Here is a 15,420-nt window from a genome sequence, read left to right as displayed (position 1 = left end):
TTTCCTTCTATGTAAAACGTCTAAATCAGACTCTTACGCTGATTAGACGGAGGTATTGCTAGAGACTCACGATATTTTGCAATTGTACGTCTAGCTACTTTAATTCCTTGCTCAGCCAATATATCTGCAATTTTGCTATCACTCAATGGTTTAGCTGAGTTTTCTGCAGCGACTAACTTCTTGATTAAAGCGCGTATTGCTGTAGAAGAACACTCACCACCATTTTCGGTGCTGACATGGCTTGAGAAGAAATATTTCAACTCAAAAATACCCCGTGGGGTATGCATATATTTTTGCGTTGTTACCCGTGAAATCGTCGATTCATGCATTTCGACCATTTCAGCAACATCATTTAGCACCATCGGCTTCATTGCCTCAGGGCCATGCTCAAAGAAAGCTTGTTGTTGTTGAACGATACAGTTGGTCACCTTTAATAGCGTATCGTTACGGCTTTCTAAGCTCTTAATAAACCACTTTGCTTCTTGTAAGTGAGAGCGAATAAATTGGCTGTCGCTACTTGATTTAACAGAGCGAGACATAGCTGCATATTGGCTGTTCACTCTAATCTTTGGCATACAATCTGGGTTTAACTCGACTACCCAGCGGCCTTTCACTTTTTTCACTGATACATCAGGTATAACGTACTCAGATTCTTCGCGTACTATGCTATCCGCAGGCTTAGGATTTAAGCTGTGGATGAGCGTCATCACTTCTTTAAGCTCGTTTTCTTTAAGCTTAGTCTTTTTCATCAAAGTTCGATAGTCGCGACTCGCTAATAATTCGATATGCTCAGATAAAACCATTTTAGTTTCAGCTAAATATGGCGTATCGGCATCGAATTGGCGTAGCTGAATGCACAGACATTCTTGTAAACTGCGCGCGCCAATACCCACAGGATCAAATAACTGAATTCTTTTTAAGACCGCTTCGACTTCATCAAGTTCGATTTCTTCTTCATCGTTATTTTGATTAAAGCTTTCGACGATATCTTCACAGCTTACCGTTAAAATACCTGAATCATCGATAGCTTCTACAATTGCGACAGCAATCGCTTCATCAGTAGGGCTAAATGGCGTGAGCTGTAATTGCCACATTAGGTATTCGTGAAGAGTTTCGGTTGATGCACCTTGATAGATAGACTCATCTTCAGGCATTGGCCCTGATGATGTTGAAGGGGCGGCACTCATGTACTCATCCCAAGTAACATCCATGGCTAAGTCATCGCTTACGGTGTCTTTATTGAGAGCATCACTACTTTCTTGCTCGTACTCGCTAGGTGCTTCTTCGGCAGACGCGCTGACTTGCACATCGTCAGACTCCGCTTTTTGCTCATTCTTGCCGGTGCTTTCTTCATTGTAATCCGCTTCTTCCACTTCAAGTAGGGGATTACTATCAAGCGCTTCTTGAATTTCTTGCTGGAGATCCAATGTACTGAGCTGCAACAAACGAATAGCTTGTTGCAGTTGTGGAGTCATTGTAAGTTGCTGGCCCATGCGCAGCTGTAATGATTGCCTCATGTATCCCTAACAATCCTTTTAAAGTTATCGATAACTGTGCAAACACAGTTAAGTCATTATCGATTTATTGTCATTGTTATTAGTCTAGCAGATGCTCTAGTCGCTGGCGTAATGGTTACAGCCTGAATTGCTCGCCTAGATATACATCGCGTACAGTTTGGTCTGCTAATACGTGCTCAGGTGTGCCTGATGCAATTAGCTCCCCATGAGAAACAATGTAGGCTTTTTCACAAACATCAAGGGTTTCTCGAACATTATGGTCAGTAATTAGTACACCGATACCACGATTTTTTAGGTGCTCAATAATTTTCTTTATATCTAACACTGAAATCGGATCAACACCAGCAAAAGGCTCATCTAAAAGAATAAATTTAGGATTAGCGGCTAATGCACGGGCAATTTCAACGCGGCGGCGTTCACCACCTGACAGCGCCATACCTTGGCTATCGCGAATGTGTTGGATGCTGAATTCATCGAGTAAGCTATTTAGTGTTTCTTCGCGACCTGCTTTGTTTAGATCTTTGCGGGTTTCTAAAATAGCCATCAAGTTTTGGTAAACCGTTAACTTTCGAAAAATTGACGATTCTTGTGGCAGATAGCCGATACCTAAGCGGGCACGATTGTGCATTGGCAAAAGGGTAATATCGTTATCATCAATGCTGATTTTACCTTTGTCGCTTGGAACTAGGCCTACAATCATATAGAAGGTGGTGGTTTTACCCGCACCATTTGGGCCAAGCAAGCCAACAATGCTGCCCGCTTCAACTTCAAGACCGACATTTTTAACCACTTGGCGGCCTTTATAGCTCTTAGCTAAAAGCTCTGCTTTTAATGTACTCATGGTTGGCCTTTATTGTCTTTTTTATTTTCAACAGGCACTAAAATAGTGTGTACACGATCTGTTGAGTTTTCGTCTTTTTCAGCACTGATCAGCTGCTGTGCCATATCATAGGTAATGCTTTTTGCTGTCACTTTTTGACCAGCTTGAGTAACTTCAGCTTCACCATTTAAGGTTAAGAAGCGTTTTGCAACATCATAACGAACTTCTTCGGCGCTGGCGCTCATCACGGTGCCATCAGTTTGCTTTTCTTCGAAGTAAGCAGGCTTACCTGTGGCAATAATTAACTCTACTGTACCCTCGGTGTCACCGCCGTGTGCTTCAAGGCGTTCAGCGGTAATACGACGATTACCATGCACGATCTCTACGTTACCTTCAAATATGCCAACGCCATCTTTTAGTTTACCTACTTGGCGATCTGAGCTAATGCTAATTTGAGCGCCTGTTTGCTCGGCAGCTGCGCCCGAAAAGGCAATCAATAAGCTTGGGATCAGGAGTAATTTCTTCAGTTTATTGGTCATAGTATATGGTTCGTGTATGGTTAGTTAACTCAACAATTTCGGTTTTTAAATCGGCTTTTAAGCCTTTACCGGTAATCTTTAAATTCGGTCCTGTTAGTGTCACAGGTTGCTTAGAAAACATGGTCATTTTATCAATATCGACATTAATGTTTTCTGCTTTTATATCTTCAATCATGCCGTTGTGGGTTAAGTTTTTAGCAACTACATCCCCTTCAAAAATCAGCTGATCGTTTTCATACAATGTGGCTTCTTTGGCTTTTACTTGCCAAACATGCTGGTCGCCATAAATAGTAAAAATAGGTTGCTCAAAAAAGGTAAACCCTAATTGTTGATACAACTCCATTTTAGCAGCAGCCACTTTATGACTAATTTTGCCTTGCTCATCATACGCTGTTTGCTTTAACGCCACAGCAGTGTAATCAGGTGTTGCGATGATCTCGTCTTCACTAGTTATTGTGTCTGTTGATTGGTTAAAGTACGGGTACCATAACCACACCATGCAACAAACAAAAACAATACTCAGTAAAATACGGGCTATATTCATGCGCTGGTTCCATCGCTAGTTAACGGCTTACCGTTTTCTAACATGAGTAAATCAGTTAATTCACGCACAGCTCCAAAGCCACCTGGTAATAATGTGGTGTAATGAGCCAGCTTTTTAATCAGTGGGTGTGCGTCGTTTACAGCAACAGCAAACCCTACTTTTTCCATTACTGGTAAGTCTGGACCATCATCACCAATATAGGCAATTTGTTCATCAGTCAGCCCCAGTTTATCTTTTAACTCTTGATAAGCAATCAGCTTATCTTCTTGTCCCTGATAAATGTGCTGAACTGTTAGGCTAGTCATTCGCTGCTGAACTATTTGTGAATGGCGGCCAGTAATCACAGCCACTTCAAAGCCACTATTAATGAGCGCTTTAATACCAAAGCCATCTTTAGTATTAAATGCTTTAAGCTCTTCGCCATCATTACCTAAATAAATTCGGCCATCAGAAAAAACACCATCTATATCACAGATTAGCAATTTTACTTTTTGTGCGCGCTGACTCACATCAGGGCTAAGAGGCTGGTATAGCTCGGCGAATGTCATTGCTTAAAGAACTCCTGCTTTTAATAGGTCTTGCATATTAAGGGCACCAATTGGCGTATTACTTTGATCTACCACAATTAAACCATTGATACGTTTACGTTCCATAATATTTAAAGCTTCAGCTGCAAGCATATCAGGGCGAGCAGTTGTACATGAACGAGTCATCACTTGGCTAATTGCCGTGTTATGGATATCGGTGCGCTGTTCTAAAATACGGCGTAAGTCACCATCAGTGAATAATCCGACTAACTTTTCATCTGCACCAATCACCGCGGTCATACCAAGGCCCTTGGCTGACATTTCGATTAGTGCGTCTTTAATGCTTTGGGTTTCGCGAACGATTGGCGTGGCGTCGCCTGCGTGCATCACATCATCTAATATAAGCAATAAACGTTTACCTAAGCTGCCACCCGGGTGCGAAAGCGCAAAATCATCGGCTGTGAAACCACGGGTTTCAAGTAACGCAACCGCTATTGCATCACCCATAACCAAGGTCGCTGTGGTACTTGCAGTTGGCGCAAGGCCTAATGGACATGCCTCTTGGCTTACTTTAATGCACACATGTACATCAGACAGTTTTGCCATGGTTGAGTCTGGGTTGCCTGTTAGTGAAATCATTTTTGCGCCAATGCGCTTGATAACAGGAATAATGCTAAGTACTTCGCTGGTTTCGCCTGAGTTCGAAATACACATCACCACATCATCACGGGTGATCATGCCTAAATCACCGTGGCTTGCTTCGCCAGGATGAACAAAAAATGCCGGTGTGCCAGTACTTGCAAGGGTCGCCGCAATTTTATTACCAACGTGGCCAGACTTGCCCATACCAATCACAATAATACGACCTGTACATTGGAACATTAATTGGCAAGCGTTATCGAAATCTTGATTTATATATTGCTCAATTTCTTGTAAAGCTTGTGCTTCAATTTCGAGTACGCGCTTACCCTGCGCGATAAAGCTAGGTTGTGTCATTAATTATCCTACTTGGCTGAAAATATAGCCCTGATATGCAATAAATGCGATTAACAAGAAGCAACCTTCTACTCTATTGATACGACGAGCACCTTTAAAGTTCAATGACATGGCAATCAATACAATCGTTGCTGCAATCATGATAAGTGCATCGCGGTTTGCCGCAGAAGGGTCAATAATTGATGGGTTGATAATACCCGCAAGTGGTAATACGGCGAGTAAATTGAAAATGTTTGAGCCAACGATATTCCCGAGCGCTAAATCGTCTTCGTTCTTTAATACCCCAGCAATACAGGCCGCCAGCTCTGGTAGGCTGGTACCAATAGCAATTATGGTTAAACCTATTACAAGGTCTGATAGACCAAAATATTTCGCAATATCAACGGCTGATTCAACTAAAAAGTGTGAACTAATTGGTAATAAAATCATGCCGATGACTAACCAAAATACGGCAGATTTGGTACTGACATCATTCGGAACATCTTCACATGCTTCGCTGACAAATGGGTCATCTTGGTTTTTAGCACGCAGAGAAACAATAACTAAACCACCAATAAACACAGCAAAAGCAATCATCAAGGCAATGCCTTCAGCGAACGAAAAATAGTTATCTGAGAACACATACCAAGCGGCTACTGAGATTAACAGTACCAGCGGCATTTCGCGTTTAAGTGTCATTGAAGATACTGAAAGAGGGCGTAGTAAAGCTGTGACACCAAGTACAAGTAAGATGTTAGTAATGTTAGAACCGACCGCATTACCTACCGCAGTATCTGTTTTATCAGCAAGTGCTGCCGACGCAGATACCATCATTTCAGGGGCTGATGAGCCCATAGCAACAACGGTTAAACCAATGATTAGGGTGGGGATCCCCATATTTTTTGCGAGTGCAGCCGCCCCATAAACAAACCGATCGGCACTCCAAACGAGTGCAGCAAAACCAATAATTAAAATGACAAAAGAAGTCACCATTGTGATACGCCAACATTACTTATACAGATGACTGCAAATAGTAACAAAAGCGAACCTGAAAGTATAAGTAAAAGAATGGGCTGGCGAGCATAAAGCGTGCTTAGCAAGGAAACTAAATTTCAGGTTTCGTTAAGCTCTTTGCAGCTAGCTTTAGAATTTATTGATAGAAAATATTACAAAATTTTACGATTTGTTTTTTCCATCTTGACTAAAAAACCCTTAAAATGGCAAAACTAGTGAAAAACGTTATGGAGAGCGACTTGTCGCAATCAATAGTAGAAATCAAGGATGTAACCTTTTCACGGGGCGATAGAATCATATATAAAAATATGAGTTTTAACATTCCGAAAGGCAAGATTACCGCTATCATGGGACCAAGCGGCATTGGTAAAACCACCATGTTGCGCTTAATTGGCGGTCAGCTTAAACCTGATTCTGGTGACATTTTATTTGAAGGCAACAGCATTCCTGGCATGACTCGCAAGGAACTTTATGCTGCCCGCACCAAAATGAGTATGCTGTTTCAAAGTGGCGCTTTATTTACCGATATGTCAGTGTTTGACAATATCGCCTTTCCTTTGCGCGAACATACTCAACTCAGCGAAGATTTAATCCGTCTTGTCGTTTTAATGAAATTACAAGCTGTCGGCTTACGTGGTGCACAAGACTTAATGCCGTCTGAGCTTTCTGGTGGTATGGCTCGCCGAGCTGCTTTAGCGCGTTCAATTGCTCTTGATCCAGAGCTTATCATGTACGATGAGCCATTTGCTGGCCAAGATCCTATCTCTATGGGTGTGTTAGTTAAGCTAATTAAATCACTGAATGAGGTGCTAGGTTTATCATCACTTATCGTGACCCATGATGTAACAGAGGTTATGAGCATTGCTGATCACGTGATCATCATTGCTGATCAAGGGGTGATAGGCGAAGGTTCACCAGAGCAAATGCAAAACCATGAATCTGAGCTTGTGCAACAGTTCTTAAATGGTTTATCGGATGGTCCTGTACCATTCCATTTCCCAGCTCCTGCGTATGATGATGAATTACTAGGAGTGCATAATGCTTGATCTATTCCAGAAGTTAGGTCACAAAACATTAGGGCGCTTTGCCGCGCTTGGCCGTTCAACTCAGATGCTGTTTGGTGCACTCGTTAATGTGCCGAACTTCAAAAAAGGCACGCCTTTACTTGTTCGCCAATTATATATGGTGGGCTCGCAATCTCTTTTAATCATTATGGTGTCAGGCTTATTCATCGGTATGGTGCTCGCCCTGCAGGGTTACACCGTATTAGTAGGCTATGGTGCTGAAGATAGCTTAGGGCCTTTAGTGGCATTGAGCTTATTACGGGAGTTAGGCCCTGTAGTAACTGCGTTACTGTTTGCAGGCCGCGCGGGCAGTGCACTTACTGCTGAAATTGGTTTAATGAAAGCAACCGAGCAATTATCAAGTTTAGAAATGATGGCGATTGATCCACTTAAACGCATTATTGCACCGCGTTTTTGGGCTGGTTTTATCAGTATGCCATTACTTGCATTAATATTTTCTGCGGTTGCTATTATCGGCGCTCATTTAGTGGGTGTTGATTGGCTTGGTGTTGACTCAGGAAGCTTCTGGTCAATCATGCAAGCGCAAGTGTCGTTCCAACAAGATATTGTGAACGGCATGATTAAGAGTTTTGTATTCGCCATGATTGTGACTTGGATTGCACTTTATAAAGGCTATGACTGTGTTCCTACATCTGAGGGGATCAGTAAAGCGACAACAGAAACCGTTGTGCACTCGTCATTGGCGGTATTAGGTTTTGACTTTATTTTAACAGCGGTAATGTTTACCAGCTAATTAGGGTATAAAGATGAATTCACGGAAATTAGAAATATTAGTTGGCTTTTTTGTAGCCCTTGGTATCGCTGCATTTGCATTATTAGCATTTAAAGTTGCGAATGCCGGCATTAGTGGTAGTGGTGAGACTTACCAACTGAACGCAAAGTTTGAAAACATTGGTTCTTTAAAAGCACGTGCGCCGATTAAAGTAGGTGGTGTGGTTGTTGGCCGAGTTGAATCAATCTTTATTCACCCAAAAGAGTTTGTGCCTGTGGTTAATATGGCGATTGATGCAAATTACTTATGTAAGTTTTCAGACACAACATCAATCTCTATTTTAACATCAGGTATTTTAGGTGAGCAGTACTTAGGCATTAACCCTGTTATTGCTCCTGAATCTGCTGAGCAACGCTGTATGGGTGAAGATGTAACAGCAAGTGAGCATGATACAGATCTAGATGATTTATTTGGTGTTGAGAGTAAAGCGCTTGCAGATGGTGACTACATTACTGATACAAAATCAGCGCTTGTTTTAGAAGAGTTAATCGGTCAGTTCTTATTCAACCAGGGTGGTGAATAATTATGTTTAAGAAGTTTTTATTATGTATTGCTGTGTTGTTTAGCCTAAACGCACAAGCCGCTGAACCTAAGGTTGATTTAAAAGACCCGTACAAAATGGTTCGTACAGTGTCAGATAATACTTTTGCACGTATTACTAAAGACCAACCTCTTATTGCGAAAGACAAAGAGCATCTACGCGTTATCGTAGAAGAAGAGCTAATGCCTTACATTGACTACAAGTATGCTGCACTGCGCGTACTAGGTAATCACGTGTCAAAGGTGCGTGCTATCGAAGATAAAGAGGAAAAAGCGAAAGCGATTAAAGAGTTACAACGCTTCATTGACGTTTTTCAAAAGTATTTAATTGCTACTTACGCAGGTGTGTTTACTCAATACACTAATCAAAGCGTTGAGTTTGCTCCGCCTCAGCCTTTCAAAGGCCAAGATGTGGTGGTTGTTAAAACTAAGATTGTTGAAGCCGGTAAACCTGATATCAGAATCGACTTTAAAGTACGTGAAGACCGCAGTGGTGACTGGGGCGCGTACGATATGATCGCAGAAGGTATTAGTTTGCTTGATGCTAAACAAAGTGAATTACAAGGTATTTTACGCCAACATGGTCTAGATTATGTAAGTGACTTACTAGAGCAGAAGAGCCAACTGCCAGTGCAATTTAGAGGTGATGGTGGCGATGAGTAAAGTCGAGATTACTCAACTTGAAGATAACCAGTTTCGAGTCAGTGGCGAACTGACTCGAAATTCAATTGGCCGTGAACGCCTTCTGAACGTCAAGCCAGATTCTAGCCATAAAACATGGTATTTTGACCTTTCTGGGCTATCTAGGGTTGACACAGCGGGCTTAGCTTGGTTAATTCACTCTTTCGCAGAATTAAAGCTGCAAGGTATTCACCTTGAACTGCAAAATAGCCCTGAACAACTGCAAAATTTAATGCAATTGGGTCAGGTCACAAACTTATTTGAGTGAGATTTATGGAAACAAGCCAAGTCGAAACGTTATTACGCGACGAACTAAAACTAGATGAAGTGATTGTTAAAGCAAATGGTAGCCACTACGAAGTGATTGCTGTTGGTGAGTGTTTTGATGGTTTATCTCGCGTGAAGAAGCAACAGTTGGTTTATGCTCCGTTAATGTCAACAATCTCAGACGGTACAATCCACGCTGTATCTATTAAAGCGTTCACACCGACTGAATGGAAACGCGAACAAAAATTTATTTTACCTCAATAGTCGCAGGGCCTCCTAATGGATCAATTTGTTATTCAAGGTGGCACCTCGCTGGCAGGTGAAGTCACTATTTCTGGCGCTAAAAATGCCGCTCTTCCAATTCTTTTTGCTGCGCTTTTAGGGCAGGGCAAAAGTACCTTTAGTAATGTTCCTCGTTTACGCGATATTGGCACCACAGAAGCCTTGTTAAAAACACTGGGTGCAAATGTAGAGTGGCAGCAAGACAAGCTAATCATTGATGGTGCGACGGTTGATAAAACGCTTGCACCGTACGATCTGGTAAAGCAAATGCGTGCCTCAGTACTTGCATTAGGTCCTTTAGTTGCCCGTTTTGGTGAAGCGCAAGTATCACTGCCTGGTGGTTGTGCAATTGGTGCTCGCCCAGTTGATATCCATATTCAAGGTCTTGAGCGCATGGGCGCTATCATCAAGGTTGAAAATGGTTACATCAACGCAAAGGTTGATGGTCGCTTAAAAGGCGCTGAAATCTTTATGGAGATGGTCAGTGTTGGCGCAACAGAAAACTTACTGATGGCAGCAACGCTGGCTGACGGTAAAACAGTACTTGAAAATGCAGCTCGCGAACCTGAAATTACCGATCTTGCTAATTGCTTAATTGCGATGGGTGCGAAGATCAGCGGTGCAGGCACTAGCCGTATCGAAATTGAAGGGGTTGAGTCACTATCGGGTTGTGAGTACAGCATTCTTCCTGATCGCATTGAAACAGGCACTTTCTTGGTTGCGGCGGCAATGGCTGGCGGTGAAGTGCTTTGTAAAAATACAGACCACCATAGTCTTGATCCTGTGATTGAAAAGTTGCGTGCTACCAACGCCTTGGTTGAAGTCACTGATAACAGCATTTACCTTGATATGCGTGGCCGCGAACTAAAAGCGGTTAATATTAAGACTATGCCACACCCGGGTTTCCCTACCGATATGCAAGCGCAATTTACAGCTTTAAATGTGGTAGCGAAGGGCAGTGCAACCATCACAGAAACGATTTTCGAAAACCGTTTTATGCACGTGCCTGAGTTACAGCGTATGGGCGCAAACATTCGCTTAGAAGGTAATACAGCAATTTGTGGGGATACCGAAAGCTTATCGGGCGCACAGGTAATGGCAACTGATTTACGTGCCTCGGCAAGTCTGATTCTTACTGGCATCGTTGCTCAAGGTGAGACTATTGTTGACCGCATCTATCACGTAGATCGTGGTTATCAACGCATTGAAGATAAGTTGAGTGCTCTAGGTGCCAATATCAAGCGTCGTTCAAGCTAATCGCTAAGACTTATAAAAAAGGCCTAACATCAGTTAGGCCTTTTTTATATCTGTGTTGTTTCAGTAACTACTGCTCGTCTTCGAGTTCAGCAACAGTTACCATCACTTTTAAGACTTTACCATCGCGGTAAATCTCAAATTCAAGCTCTTTACCTGGTTCTGTATTCGCAAGTTTCTCGAGCACTTGTTGTGGGTTGGCTACAGGAATACCGCCAATTTTGATTACAATGTCAGTTTCTCTGATGCCTGCTTTCCAAGCTGGGCCAAATGGATCAAGTTGAGAAATACGCATGCCTGCAACAGGTGTAAAGCTATCGCTTACATCTTTGCCCGTGCTATCAATACCTGTGCCACTGAAGCCTAAATAGCCACGAACGACACGACCATGTTTGATTAGCTTATCCATCACATCTTTGGCAATCGAGTAAGGTACCGCAAAAAAGATACCCTGAATATCGAGATTTTCATGAGTTTTAAATTGTGCCGAGGTAATACCGACTAAGTCACCTCGTGAATTGACTAACGCGCCACCTGAGTTACCTACGTTAATCGCAGCATCCATCTGTAACAGGCTGCTGTAAGGGCTATCGATTAAGTTTTGTTTACCCGTCGCACTGATTATACCTTGGGTAATGGTTTGGCCTAAGTTAAGCGGGTTTCCAATCGCTAAAACAACATCACCAACACGTGGCTTAAATTTATCATTTACTGGAATTTTTGGTAAATGCTCAGCGCTGATCTTTAATAGCGCTAAATCTGTTTGAGTATCAAAACCAATCACTTGTACATCATAAAAGCGACGGCCATCAGCCAGCGTGACGATAATGAGATCGGCATTTTTAATTACATGGTAGTTAGTCAGAATATAGCCGTCTTGGGTCATGATCACACCAGAGCCAAGAGCTTGAACGGTGTTTTGGCGTTTATAGCGCGGTTGATTGGAAATGCTTTCTGAAAAAATAGTAACAACCGACGGTGCTGCTTTTTGCACTGCATCAGCAAAGCTCATATGCTCTGATGATATCGCCGCAGGTAAATTCATATCTGGTAACAGTGTGCTACGAAGGCTTGGGCTAAATAACACCACTAAAAAGGCAATGCCTAAACCGGTGAAAAGCGGAGGAAGGATAAATTTAAAAAGTTTTAGCACAGTATTCTTATTATCAGTGAGCAATCCCTTAATGATGGCACAAAAAAAATAACAGCGGCAAGCACCGCTGTTATTTTTTCATGATTTATCAACTAGGTTTACTGGATCAGTACGAAAATAAGCTCTCTACCGCGCTTAACACCTAGTACGATGTTACCTTTGGTATTTTCGATGATCTTATTCATGTCGCGAATTGTTTCAACGCGTTGACGGTTCACTTGCATGATCACGTCACCTTCTTCAAGGCCAACGCGAGCAGCAGGAGAACGTGCTTGCACGCCGGTTACTTCAACACCTTTACCATCACTCTTCTGAGTGTTTTCTAATGTTGCACCTTGGAAAGCTGGGTGTGTCTCTTCGCCTGCGGCAGTTGTGGCTGATGCACCATCGAGCGTGACATTAACAGTTTTAACTTTGCCATCTCGGTAAATGCCCAGTTTTACTTTTTTGCCTTCACCTAGTGTAGCAATTTTACTGCGTAGTTCATGGAAGCCACTAATTTCGGTGCCATCGACACTAATAATTACATCACCGGCTTTGATACCCGCTTTACTTGCTGCGGTATCATCCATTACTTGCATAACGTAAGCGCCTTGCTTCACGTCGAGTTGTTGTGCTTTAGCAAGGCCTGCATCAAGTGGGCGACCCGAAATACCTAGCGAACCGCGACGTACTTCGCCGTGTTCGATAATTTGGTCAATAAGGTTTTTCATCATAGTAGATGGAATTGCAAAGCCAATGCCCACGTTACCGCCAGATGCACCTAAGATAGCGGTGTTGATACCAATCAGCTCACCATTAAGGTTAACTAACGCGCCGCCTGAGTTACCTTGGTTGATAGCTGCATCGGTTTGAATAAAGTCTTCATAACCTTCTATATTTAAACCGCTACGGCCAAGGGCACTGACGATACCTGATGTTACTGTGTGACTTAAACCAAATGGATTACCAATGGCAACAGCAAAATCACCTACACGTAACTGATCCGAATCGGCAATTTTAAGCGCGGTTAAGTCCTCTGCATCAATTTGCAATAAGGCAATATCTGATTCTTTGTCGCTACCGATTTTAGTTGCTTCATATTCGCGACCATCTTCTAAGGTCACCACCATTTTTTCGGCATCTTCGATAACATGGTTATTGGTTACCACGTAACCTTCGTCTGCATCAATGATCACACCTGAGCCTAGGCCACTAAACTCACGCTTTTGACTGCCACCACGAGGAACACCAAAAAAGTCATCAAAAGGAGTCGCACGGCGGCGAACTTCTTTAGAGCCTGACACTTGAATACTCACCACTCCCGGTGTGATCTGTTCAAGCATAGGTGCTAGGGTTGGCAATTGTTGACCATTTACAGCAACAGGAAGTTTTGCCATTGAAATTGCAGGACTTAATAATAAGCTAGAAGATAAAATAGCAGCACTGATAACAGATAATTTCATTTTCATAGTCTGGGTTTACTCCACTTCAGAGATAAAGCAAAAACTAAAAAGGGCTGCATAAGCAGCCCTTTTCTTGGTTTAGATATAAAGCTGTTATATCTAAAGACTATGGGGTCAAAAAAAAGTTCATCAAGAGGCTTTAGAATGTTCTGAAACTTTCTCTGAGCCAGTGAACAAGCCCGTTTCACCAACAACATAGTCAGCAGGCTGAGCTTCGGCACTTGAACGATCGCCTCTGCGGTCTTGTAATGAGTTTTGTAATTGCTCAGTCGTTTCTTTAGAAAAGAACGGCTCATTTGGATGCTGTTTTTTATCAGCAAGTAGTAGTTTATTTGTTTCTTCTACATGGTTCAGTAGCTGGTCGTAGTTATCTTTCATTTTAGATACTAGCTTACCTGTGCTCGCTAGATGATCAGCTACATCTTGACGATATTGTTCAAGCGCATTGTTAGCTTGCTCGACTTGTTGTTCTAGTTCGTCTTGCTTAAATTGTTTTTTGGTTACAAAAGCACCAATGAAGAATGCTGAAATTGCAACGATGATTAGAATACCTATCCAGGTAATTGTGCCCATAAATCTACCCCTTTGGGAAAAAATAACAAAAACAAATGCTTTAAAAGCATTTATAGTCCAATCATTATTAAAATATGCTTAATTTGATTGTGAAATCATACTGCGGGCTAATATACCCTGAGATACGATGCGTGTTAATATACTGTGCAAATTTAACTGTGTTTTATTGTAACGACCTATGACTCCTTGGCAGAAATACCAACAAGATTTACAACGTGAAGACTTTGTACATGATGCAGCGCAAGAAAATGCAGTGCGCCATTTGCAAAGACTCTATGATGACCTAACGGCAGACAAACCGGCCGCGAAGGGGTGGTTTGCCAAACTATTCTCTAAAGATAGCACGCCAAGTATAAAAGGGCTGTATTTTTGGGGTGGAGTAGGTAGAGGTAAGACCTATTTAGTTGATACTTTCTACGAAGCTTTACCTACTGATCGTAAGATGCGTGTGCACTTTCACCGTTTTATGCATCGCGTGCATGATGAGCTGAAAAAGTTAAAAAATACCAGTAATCCATTAAATGTGGTTGCAGATATCTTTAAATCAGAAACAGACATTATCTGTTTCGATGAATTTTTTGTGCAAGATATCACTGATGCAATGCTACTAGGTGGTTTGATGGAAGCATTATTTGAACGCGGTATTGTGCTGGTTGCGACATCAAACATCGTGCCTGATGAGCTATATCGAAACGGTTTACAACGTGCGCGTTTCTTACCAGCAATAGAACTGGTAAAAGCCAATACCGAAATTGTTAATGTTGATTCGGGGGTTGATTATCGCTTACGTACCCTTGAGCAAGCCGAAATTTTCCATAGTCCGCTTGATAAGCAAGCTGATGATAATTTATTTGAATACTTCGATAAGTTGTCACCTGAGCCCGGTGTGCTCGATAAAGAAATTGAAATTGAAGGGCGGATGATCAAAACCCGTAAAGTGTCTGACTGTATTGCTATGTTTGAGTTTAGTGAACTATGTGAAACAGCCCGCAGCCAAGTTGATTACATGGAAATAAGCCGACTTTATAACACGGTGATTTTGTCTAACGTAAAATCATTAGGCCAAGCCAATGATGATGCCGCACGTCGTTTTATCGCGTTAGTGGATGAATTCTACGAGCGTCATGTAACGCTGATTATTTCTGCTGAAAAGCCAATAACCGAGCTATATAGCGAAGGTAACTTAAATTTTGAATTTAAGCGTTGTATTAGCCGACTACAAGAAATGCAATCGCTAGAGTATTTAGCAAAAGAGCATCTAGCGTAGTAGAGCTGTCAGCCTTCAGCCGTCAGTTTTTAGCTGATAGCTGATAGCTGATAGCTGATAGCTGATTTTCTCGAATAAAAAACAACCATCATATAGCAATGTGGTTCAAGTGCTGGTATACTCCCGCGTCTGCCACGTTGCGTTCTATTGCCAGATATTAGTTTA

The 15,420-nt window shown here is 42.1% G+C and carries 18 protein-coding genes; 8 read left to right on the top strand and 10 right to left on the bottom strand.

The window, feature by feature from the left end; translation table 11 throughout:
- Nucleotides 1-20: 20 nt before the first annotated feature.
- The 7 genes from AN394_RS03450 to AN394_RS03420 all read right to left on the bottom strand — a co-directional run bounded on the left by AN394_RS03450 (nt 21) and on the right by AN394_RS03420 (nt 5,915).
- Nucleotides 21-1,517, bottom strand: coding sequence for an RNA polymerase factor sigma-54 (locus AN394_RS03450; RefSeq protein WP_054561104.1), 1,497 nt, complete (start codon nt 1,515-1,517; stop codon nt 21-23).
- A 115-nt stretch (nt 1,518-1,632) separates the two neighbouring features.
- The gene (lptB, locus tag AN394_RS03445; protein WP_054561103.1) at nt 1,633-2,358 is read right to left on the bottom strand and encodes an LPS export ABC transporter ATP-binding protein; all 726 of its coding nucleotides are present in this window, start codon (nt 2,356-2,358) and stop codon (nt 1,633-1,635) included.
- On the bottom strand, nt 2,355-2,876 hold the full coding sequence (gene lptA, locus AN394_RS03440; protein WP_054561102.1) for a lipopolysaccharide transport periplasmic protein LptA: 522 nt from the start codon (nt 2,874-2,876) through the stop codon (nt 2,355-2,357). Before lptA ends, lptB begins: the two co-directional genes overlap by 4 nt.
- Complete coding sequence (gene lptC, locus AN394_RS03435; protein ID WP_054561101.1) at nt 2,866-3,420, bottom strand: LPS export ABC transporter periplasmic protein LptC; 555 nt, start codon at nt 3,418-3,420, stop codon at nt 2,866-2,868. Before lptC ends, lptA begins: the two co-directional genes overlap by 11 nt.
- Nucleotides 3,417-3,968 (bottom strand): 3-deoxy-manno-octulosonate-8-phosphatase KdsC, encoded by a 552-nt coding sequence (gene kdsC / locus AN394_RS03430; protein ID WP_054561100.1) that lies wholly within the window; start codon nt 3,966-3,968, stop codon nt 3,417-3,419. Before kdsC ends, lptC begins: the two co-directional genes overlap by 4 nt.
- A gap of 3 nt (nt 3,969-3,971) precedes the next feature.
- Nucleotides 3,972-4,943, bottom strand: a complete 972-nt coding sequence (locus tag AN394_RS03425; protein ID WP_055020795.1) for a KpsF/GutQ family sugar-phosphate isomerase — start codon at nt 4,941-4,943, stop codon at nt 3,972-3,974.
- Nucleotides 4,944-4,946: 3 nt separating this feature from the next.
- Nucleotides 4,947-5,915, bottom strand: a complete 969-nt coding sequence (locus AN394_RS03420) for a calcium/sodium antiporter (protein ID WP_054561098.1) — start codon at nt 5,913-5,915, stop codon at nt 4,947-4,949.
- Between the two features lie 248 nt (nt 5,916-6,163).
- Between AN394_RS03420 and AN394_RS03415 the strand changes: the two genes are divergently transcribed.
- The 7 genes from AN394_RS03415 to murA are packed head-to-tail and all read left to right on the top strand — an operon-like array spanning nt 6,164 to nt 10,820.
- Entirely contained in the window at nt 6,164-6,982 is an 819-nt protein-coding gene (locus AN394_RS03415; RefSeq protein WP_082401555.1) for an ATP-binding cassette domain-containing protein, read from the top strand.
- Nucleotides 6,975-7,754, top strand: coding sequence for a lipid asymmetry maintenance ABC transporter permease subunit MlaE (mlaE, locus tag AN394_RS03410; RefSeq protein ID WP_054554167.1), 780 nt, complete (start codon nt 6,975-6,977; stop codon nt 7,752-7,754). Before AN394_RS03415 ends, mlaE begins: the two co-directional genes overlap by 8 nt.
- A gap of 13 nt (nt 7,755-7,767) precedes the next feature.
- Nucleotides 7,768-8,316 carry an outer membrane lipid asymmetry maintenance protein MlaD gene (gene mlaD, locus AN394_RS03405; protein ID WP_054561096.1) on the top strand — a complete coding sequence of 183 codons (549 nt, stop codon included), beginning with the start codon at nt 7,768-7,770 and terminating at the stop codon, nt 8,314-8,316.
- 2 nt (nt 8,317-8,318) lie between these two features.
- On the top strand, nt 8,319-8,996 hold the full coding sequence (locus tag AN394_RS03400; RefSeq protein WP_054561095.1) for a phospholipid-binding protein MlaC: 678 nt from the start codon (nt 8,319-8,321) through the stop codon (nt 8,994-8,996).
- Nucleotides 8,989-9,282, top strand: a complete 294-nt coding sequence (locus AN394_RS03395; RefSeq protein WP_055020794.1) for a lipid asymmetry maintenance protein MlaB — start codon at nt 8,989-8,991, stop codon at nt 9,280-9,282. Before AN394_RS03400 ends, AN394_RS03395 begins: the two co-directional genes overlap by 8 nt.
- A gap of 5 nt (nt 9,283-9,287) precedes the next feature.
- Nucleotides 9,288-9,545 (top strand): BolA family protein, encoded by a 258-nt coding sequence (locus AN394_RS03390; protein WP_054554171.1) that lies wholly within the window; start codon nt 9,288-9,290, stop codon nt 9,543-9,545.
- Between the two features lie 15 nt (nt 9,546-9,560).
- Entirely contained in the window at nt 9,561-10,820 is a 1,260-nt protein-coding gene (murA, locus tag AN394_RS03385) for a UDP-N-acetylglucosamine 1-carboxyvinyltransferase (RefSeq protein ID WP_054561093.1), read from the top strand.
- Nucleotides 10,821-10,887: 67 nt separating this feature from the next.
- Here murA and AN394_RS03380 read toward each other — a convergent pair whose 3' ends face one another.
- From AN394_RS03380 to AN394_RS03370, 3 genes are all read right to left on the bottom strand, one after another.
- Nucleotides 10,888-11,970, bottom strand: a complete 1,083-nt coding sequence (locus AN394_RS03380) for a trypsin-like peptidase domain-containing protein (RefSeq protein ID WP_055020793.1) — start codon at nt 11,968-11,970, stop codon at nt 10,888-10,890.
- A 98-nt stretch (nt 11,971-12,068) separates the two neighbouring features.
- On the bottom strand, nt 12,069-13,421 hold the full coding sequence (locus AN394_RS03375) for a Do family serine endopeptidase (protein WP_055020792.1): 1,353 nt from the start codon (nt 13,419-13,421) through the stop codon (nt 12,069-12,071).
- A gap of 123 nt (nt 13,422-13,544) precedes the next feature.
- Complete coding sequence (locus AN394_RS03370) at nt 13,545-13,988, bottom strand: YhcB family protein (protein WP_055020791.1); 444 nt, start codon at nt 13,986-13,988, stop codon at nt 13,545-13,547.
- 178 nt (nt 13,989-14,166) lie between these two features.
- Between AN394_RS03370 and zapE the strand changes: the two genes are divergently transcribed.
- Nucleotides 14,167-15,255 (top strand): cell division protein ZapE, encoded by a 1,089-nt coding sequence (zapE, locus tag AN394_RS03365; protein WP_054561089.1) that lies wholly within the window; start codon nt 14,167-14,169, stop codon nt 15,253-15,255.
- The last annotated feature ends 165 nt before the right edge of the window (nt 15,256-15,420 follow it).

The organism is Pseudoalteromonas sp. P1-26, from assembly GCF_001401795.1.
GTDB lineage: Bacteria > Pseudomonadota > Gammaproteobacteria > Enterobacterales > Alteromonadaceae > Pseudoalteromonas.
Note: the sequence above shows the minus strand (reverse complement) of the source record. Positions and strands in the feature narration are given on the sequence as shown.

What these genes read in the sequence shown, in the direction of transcription:
- AN394_RS03370 (WP_055020791.1), bottom strand. Translation starts at nt 13,988, where the DNA reads ATGGGCACAATTACCTGGATAGGTATTCTAATCATCGTTGCAATTTCA.
- AN394_RS03395 (WP_055020794.1), top strand. Translation starts at nt 8,989, where the DNA reads ATGAGTAAAGTCGAGATTACTCAACTTGAAGATAACCAGTTTCGAGTC.
- mlaD (WP_054561096.1), top strand. Translation starts at nt 7,768, where the DNA reads ATGAATTCACGGAAATTAGAAATATTAGTTGGCTTTTTTGTAGCCCTT.
- lptB (WP_054561103.1), bottom strand. Translation starts at nt 2,358, where the DNA reads ATGAGTACATTAAAAGCAGAGCTTTTAGCTAAGAGCTATAAAGGCCGC.
- AN394_RS03425 (WP_055020795.1), bottom strand. Translation starts at nt 4,943, where the DNA reads ATGACACAACCTAGCTTTATCGCGCAGGGTAAGCGCGTACTCGAAATT.
- lptC (WP_054561101.1), bottom strand. Translation starts at nt 3,420, where the DNA reads ATGAATATAGCCCGTATTTTACTGAGTATTGTTTTTGTTTGTTGCATG.
- AN394_RS03400 (WP_054561095.1), top strand. Translation starts at nt 8,319, where the DNA reads ATGTTTAAGAAGTTTTTATTATGTATTGCTGTGTTGTTTAGCCTAAAC.
- AN394_RS03450 (WP_054561104.1), bottom strand. Translation starts at nt 1,517, where the DNA reads ATGAGGCAATCATTACAGCTGCGCATGGGCCAGCAACTTACAATGACT.
- AN394_RS03390 (WP_054554171.1), top strand. Translation starts at nt 9,288, where the DNA reads ATGGAAACAAGCCAAGTCGAAACGTTATTACGCGACGAACTAAAACTA.
- murA (WP_054561093.1), top strand. Translation starts at nt 9,561, where the DNA reads ATGGATCAATTTGTTATTCAAGGTGGCACCTCGCTGGCAGGTGAAGTC.
- kdsC (WP_054561100.1), bottom strand. Translation starts at nt 3,968, where the DNA reads ATGACATTCGCCGAGCTATACCAGCCTCTTAGCCCTGATGTGAGTCAG.
- AN394_RS03375 (WP_055020792.1), bottom strand. Translation starts at nt 13,421, where the DNA reads ATGAAAATGAAATTATCTGTTATCAGTGCTGCTATTTTATCTTCTAGC.
- AN394_RS03415 (WP_082401555.1), top strand. Translation starts at nt 6,164, where the DNA reads ATGGAGAGCGACTTGTCGCAATCAATAGTAGAAATCAAGGATGTAACC.
- AN394_RS03420 (WP_054561098.1), bottom strand. Translation starts at nt 5,915, where the DNA reads ATGGTGACTTCTTTTGTCATTTTAATTATTGGTTTTGCTGCACTCGTT.
- zapE (WP_054561089.1), top strand. Translation starts at nt 14,167, where the DNA reads ATGACTCCTTGGCAGAAATACCAACAAGATTTACAACGTGAAGACTTT.
- mlaE (WP_054554167.1), top strand. Translation starts at nt 6,975, where the DNA reads ATGCTTGATCTATTCCAGAAGTTAGGTCACAAAACATTAGGGCGCTTT.
- lptA (WP_054561102.1), bottom strand. Translation starts at nt 2,876, where the DNA reads ATGACCAATAAACTGAAGAAATTACTCCTGATCCCAAGCTTATTGATT.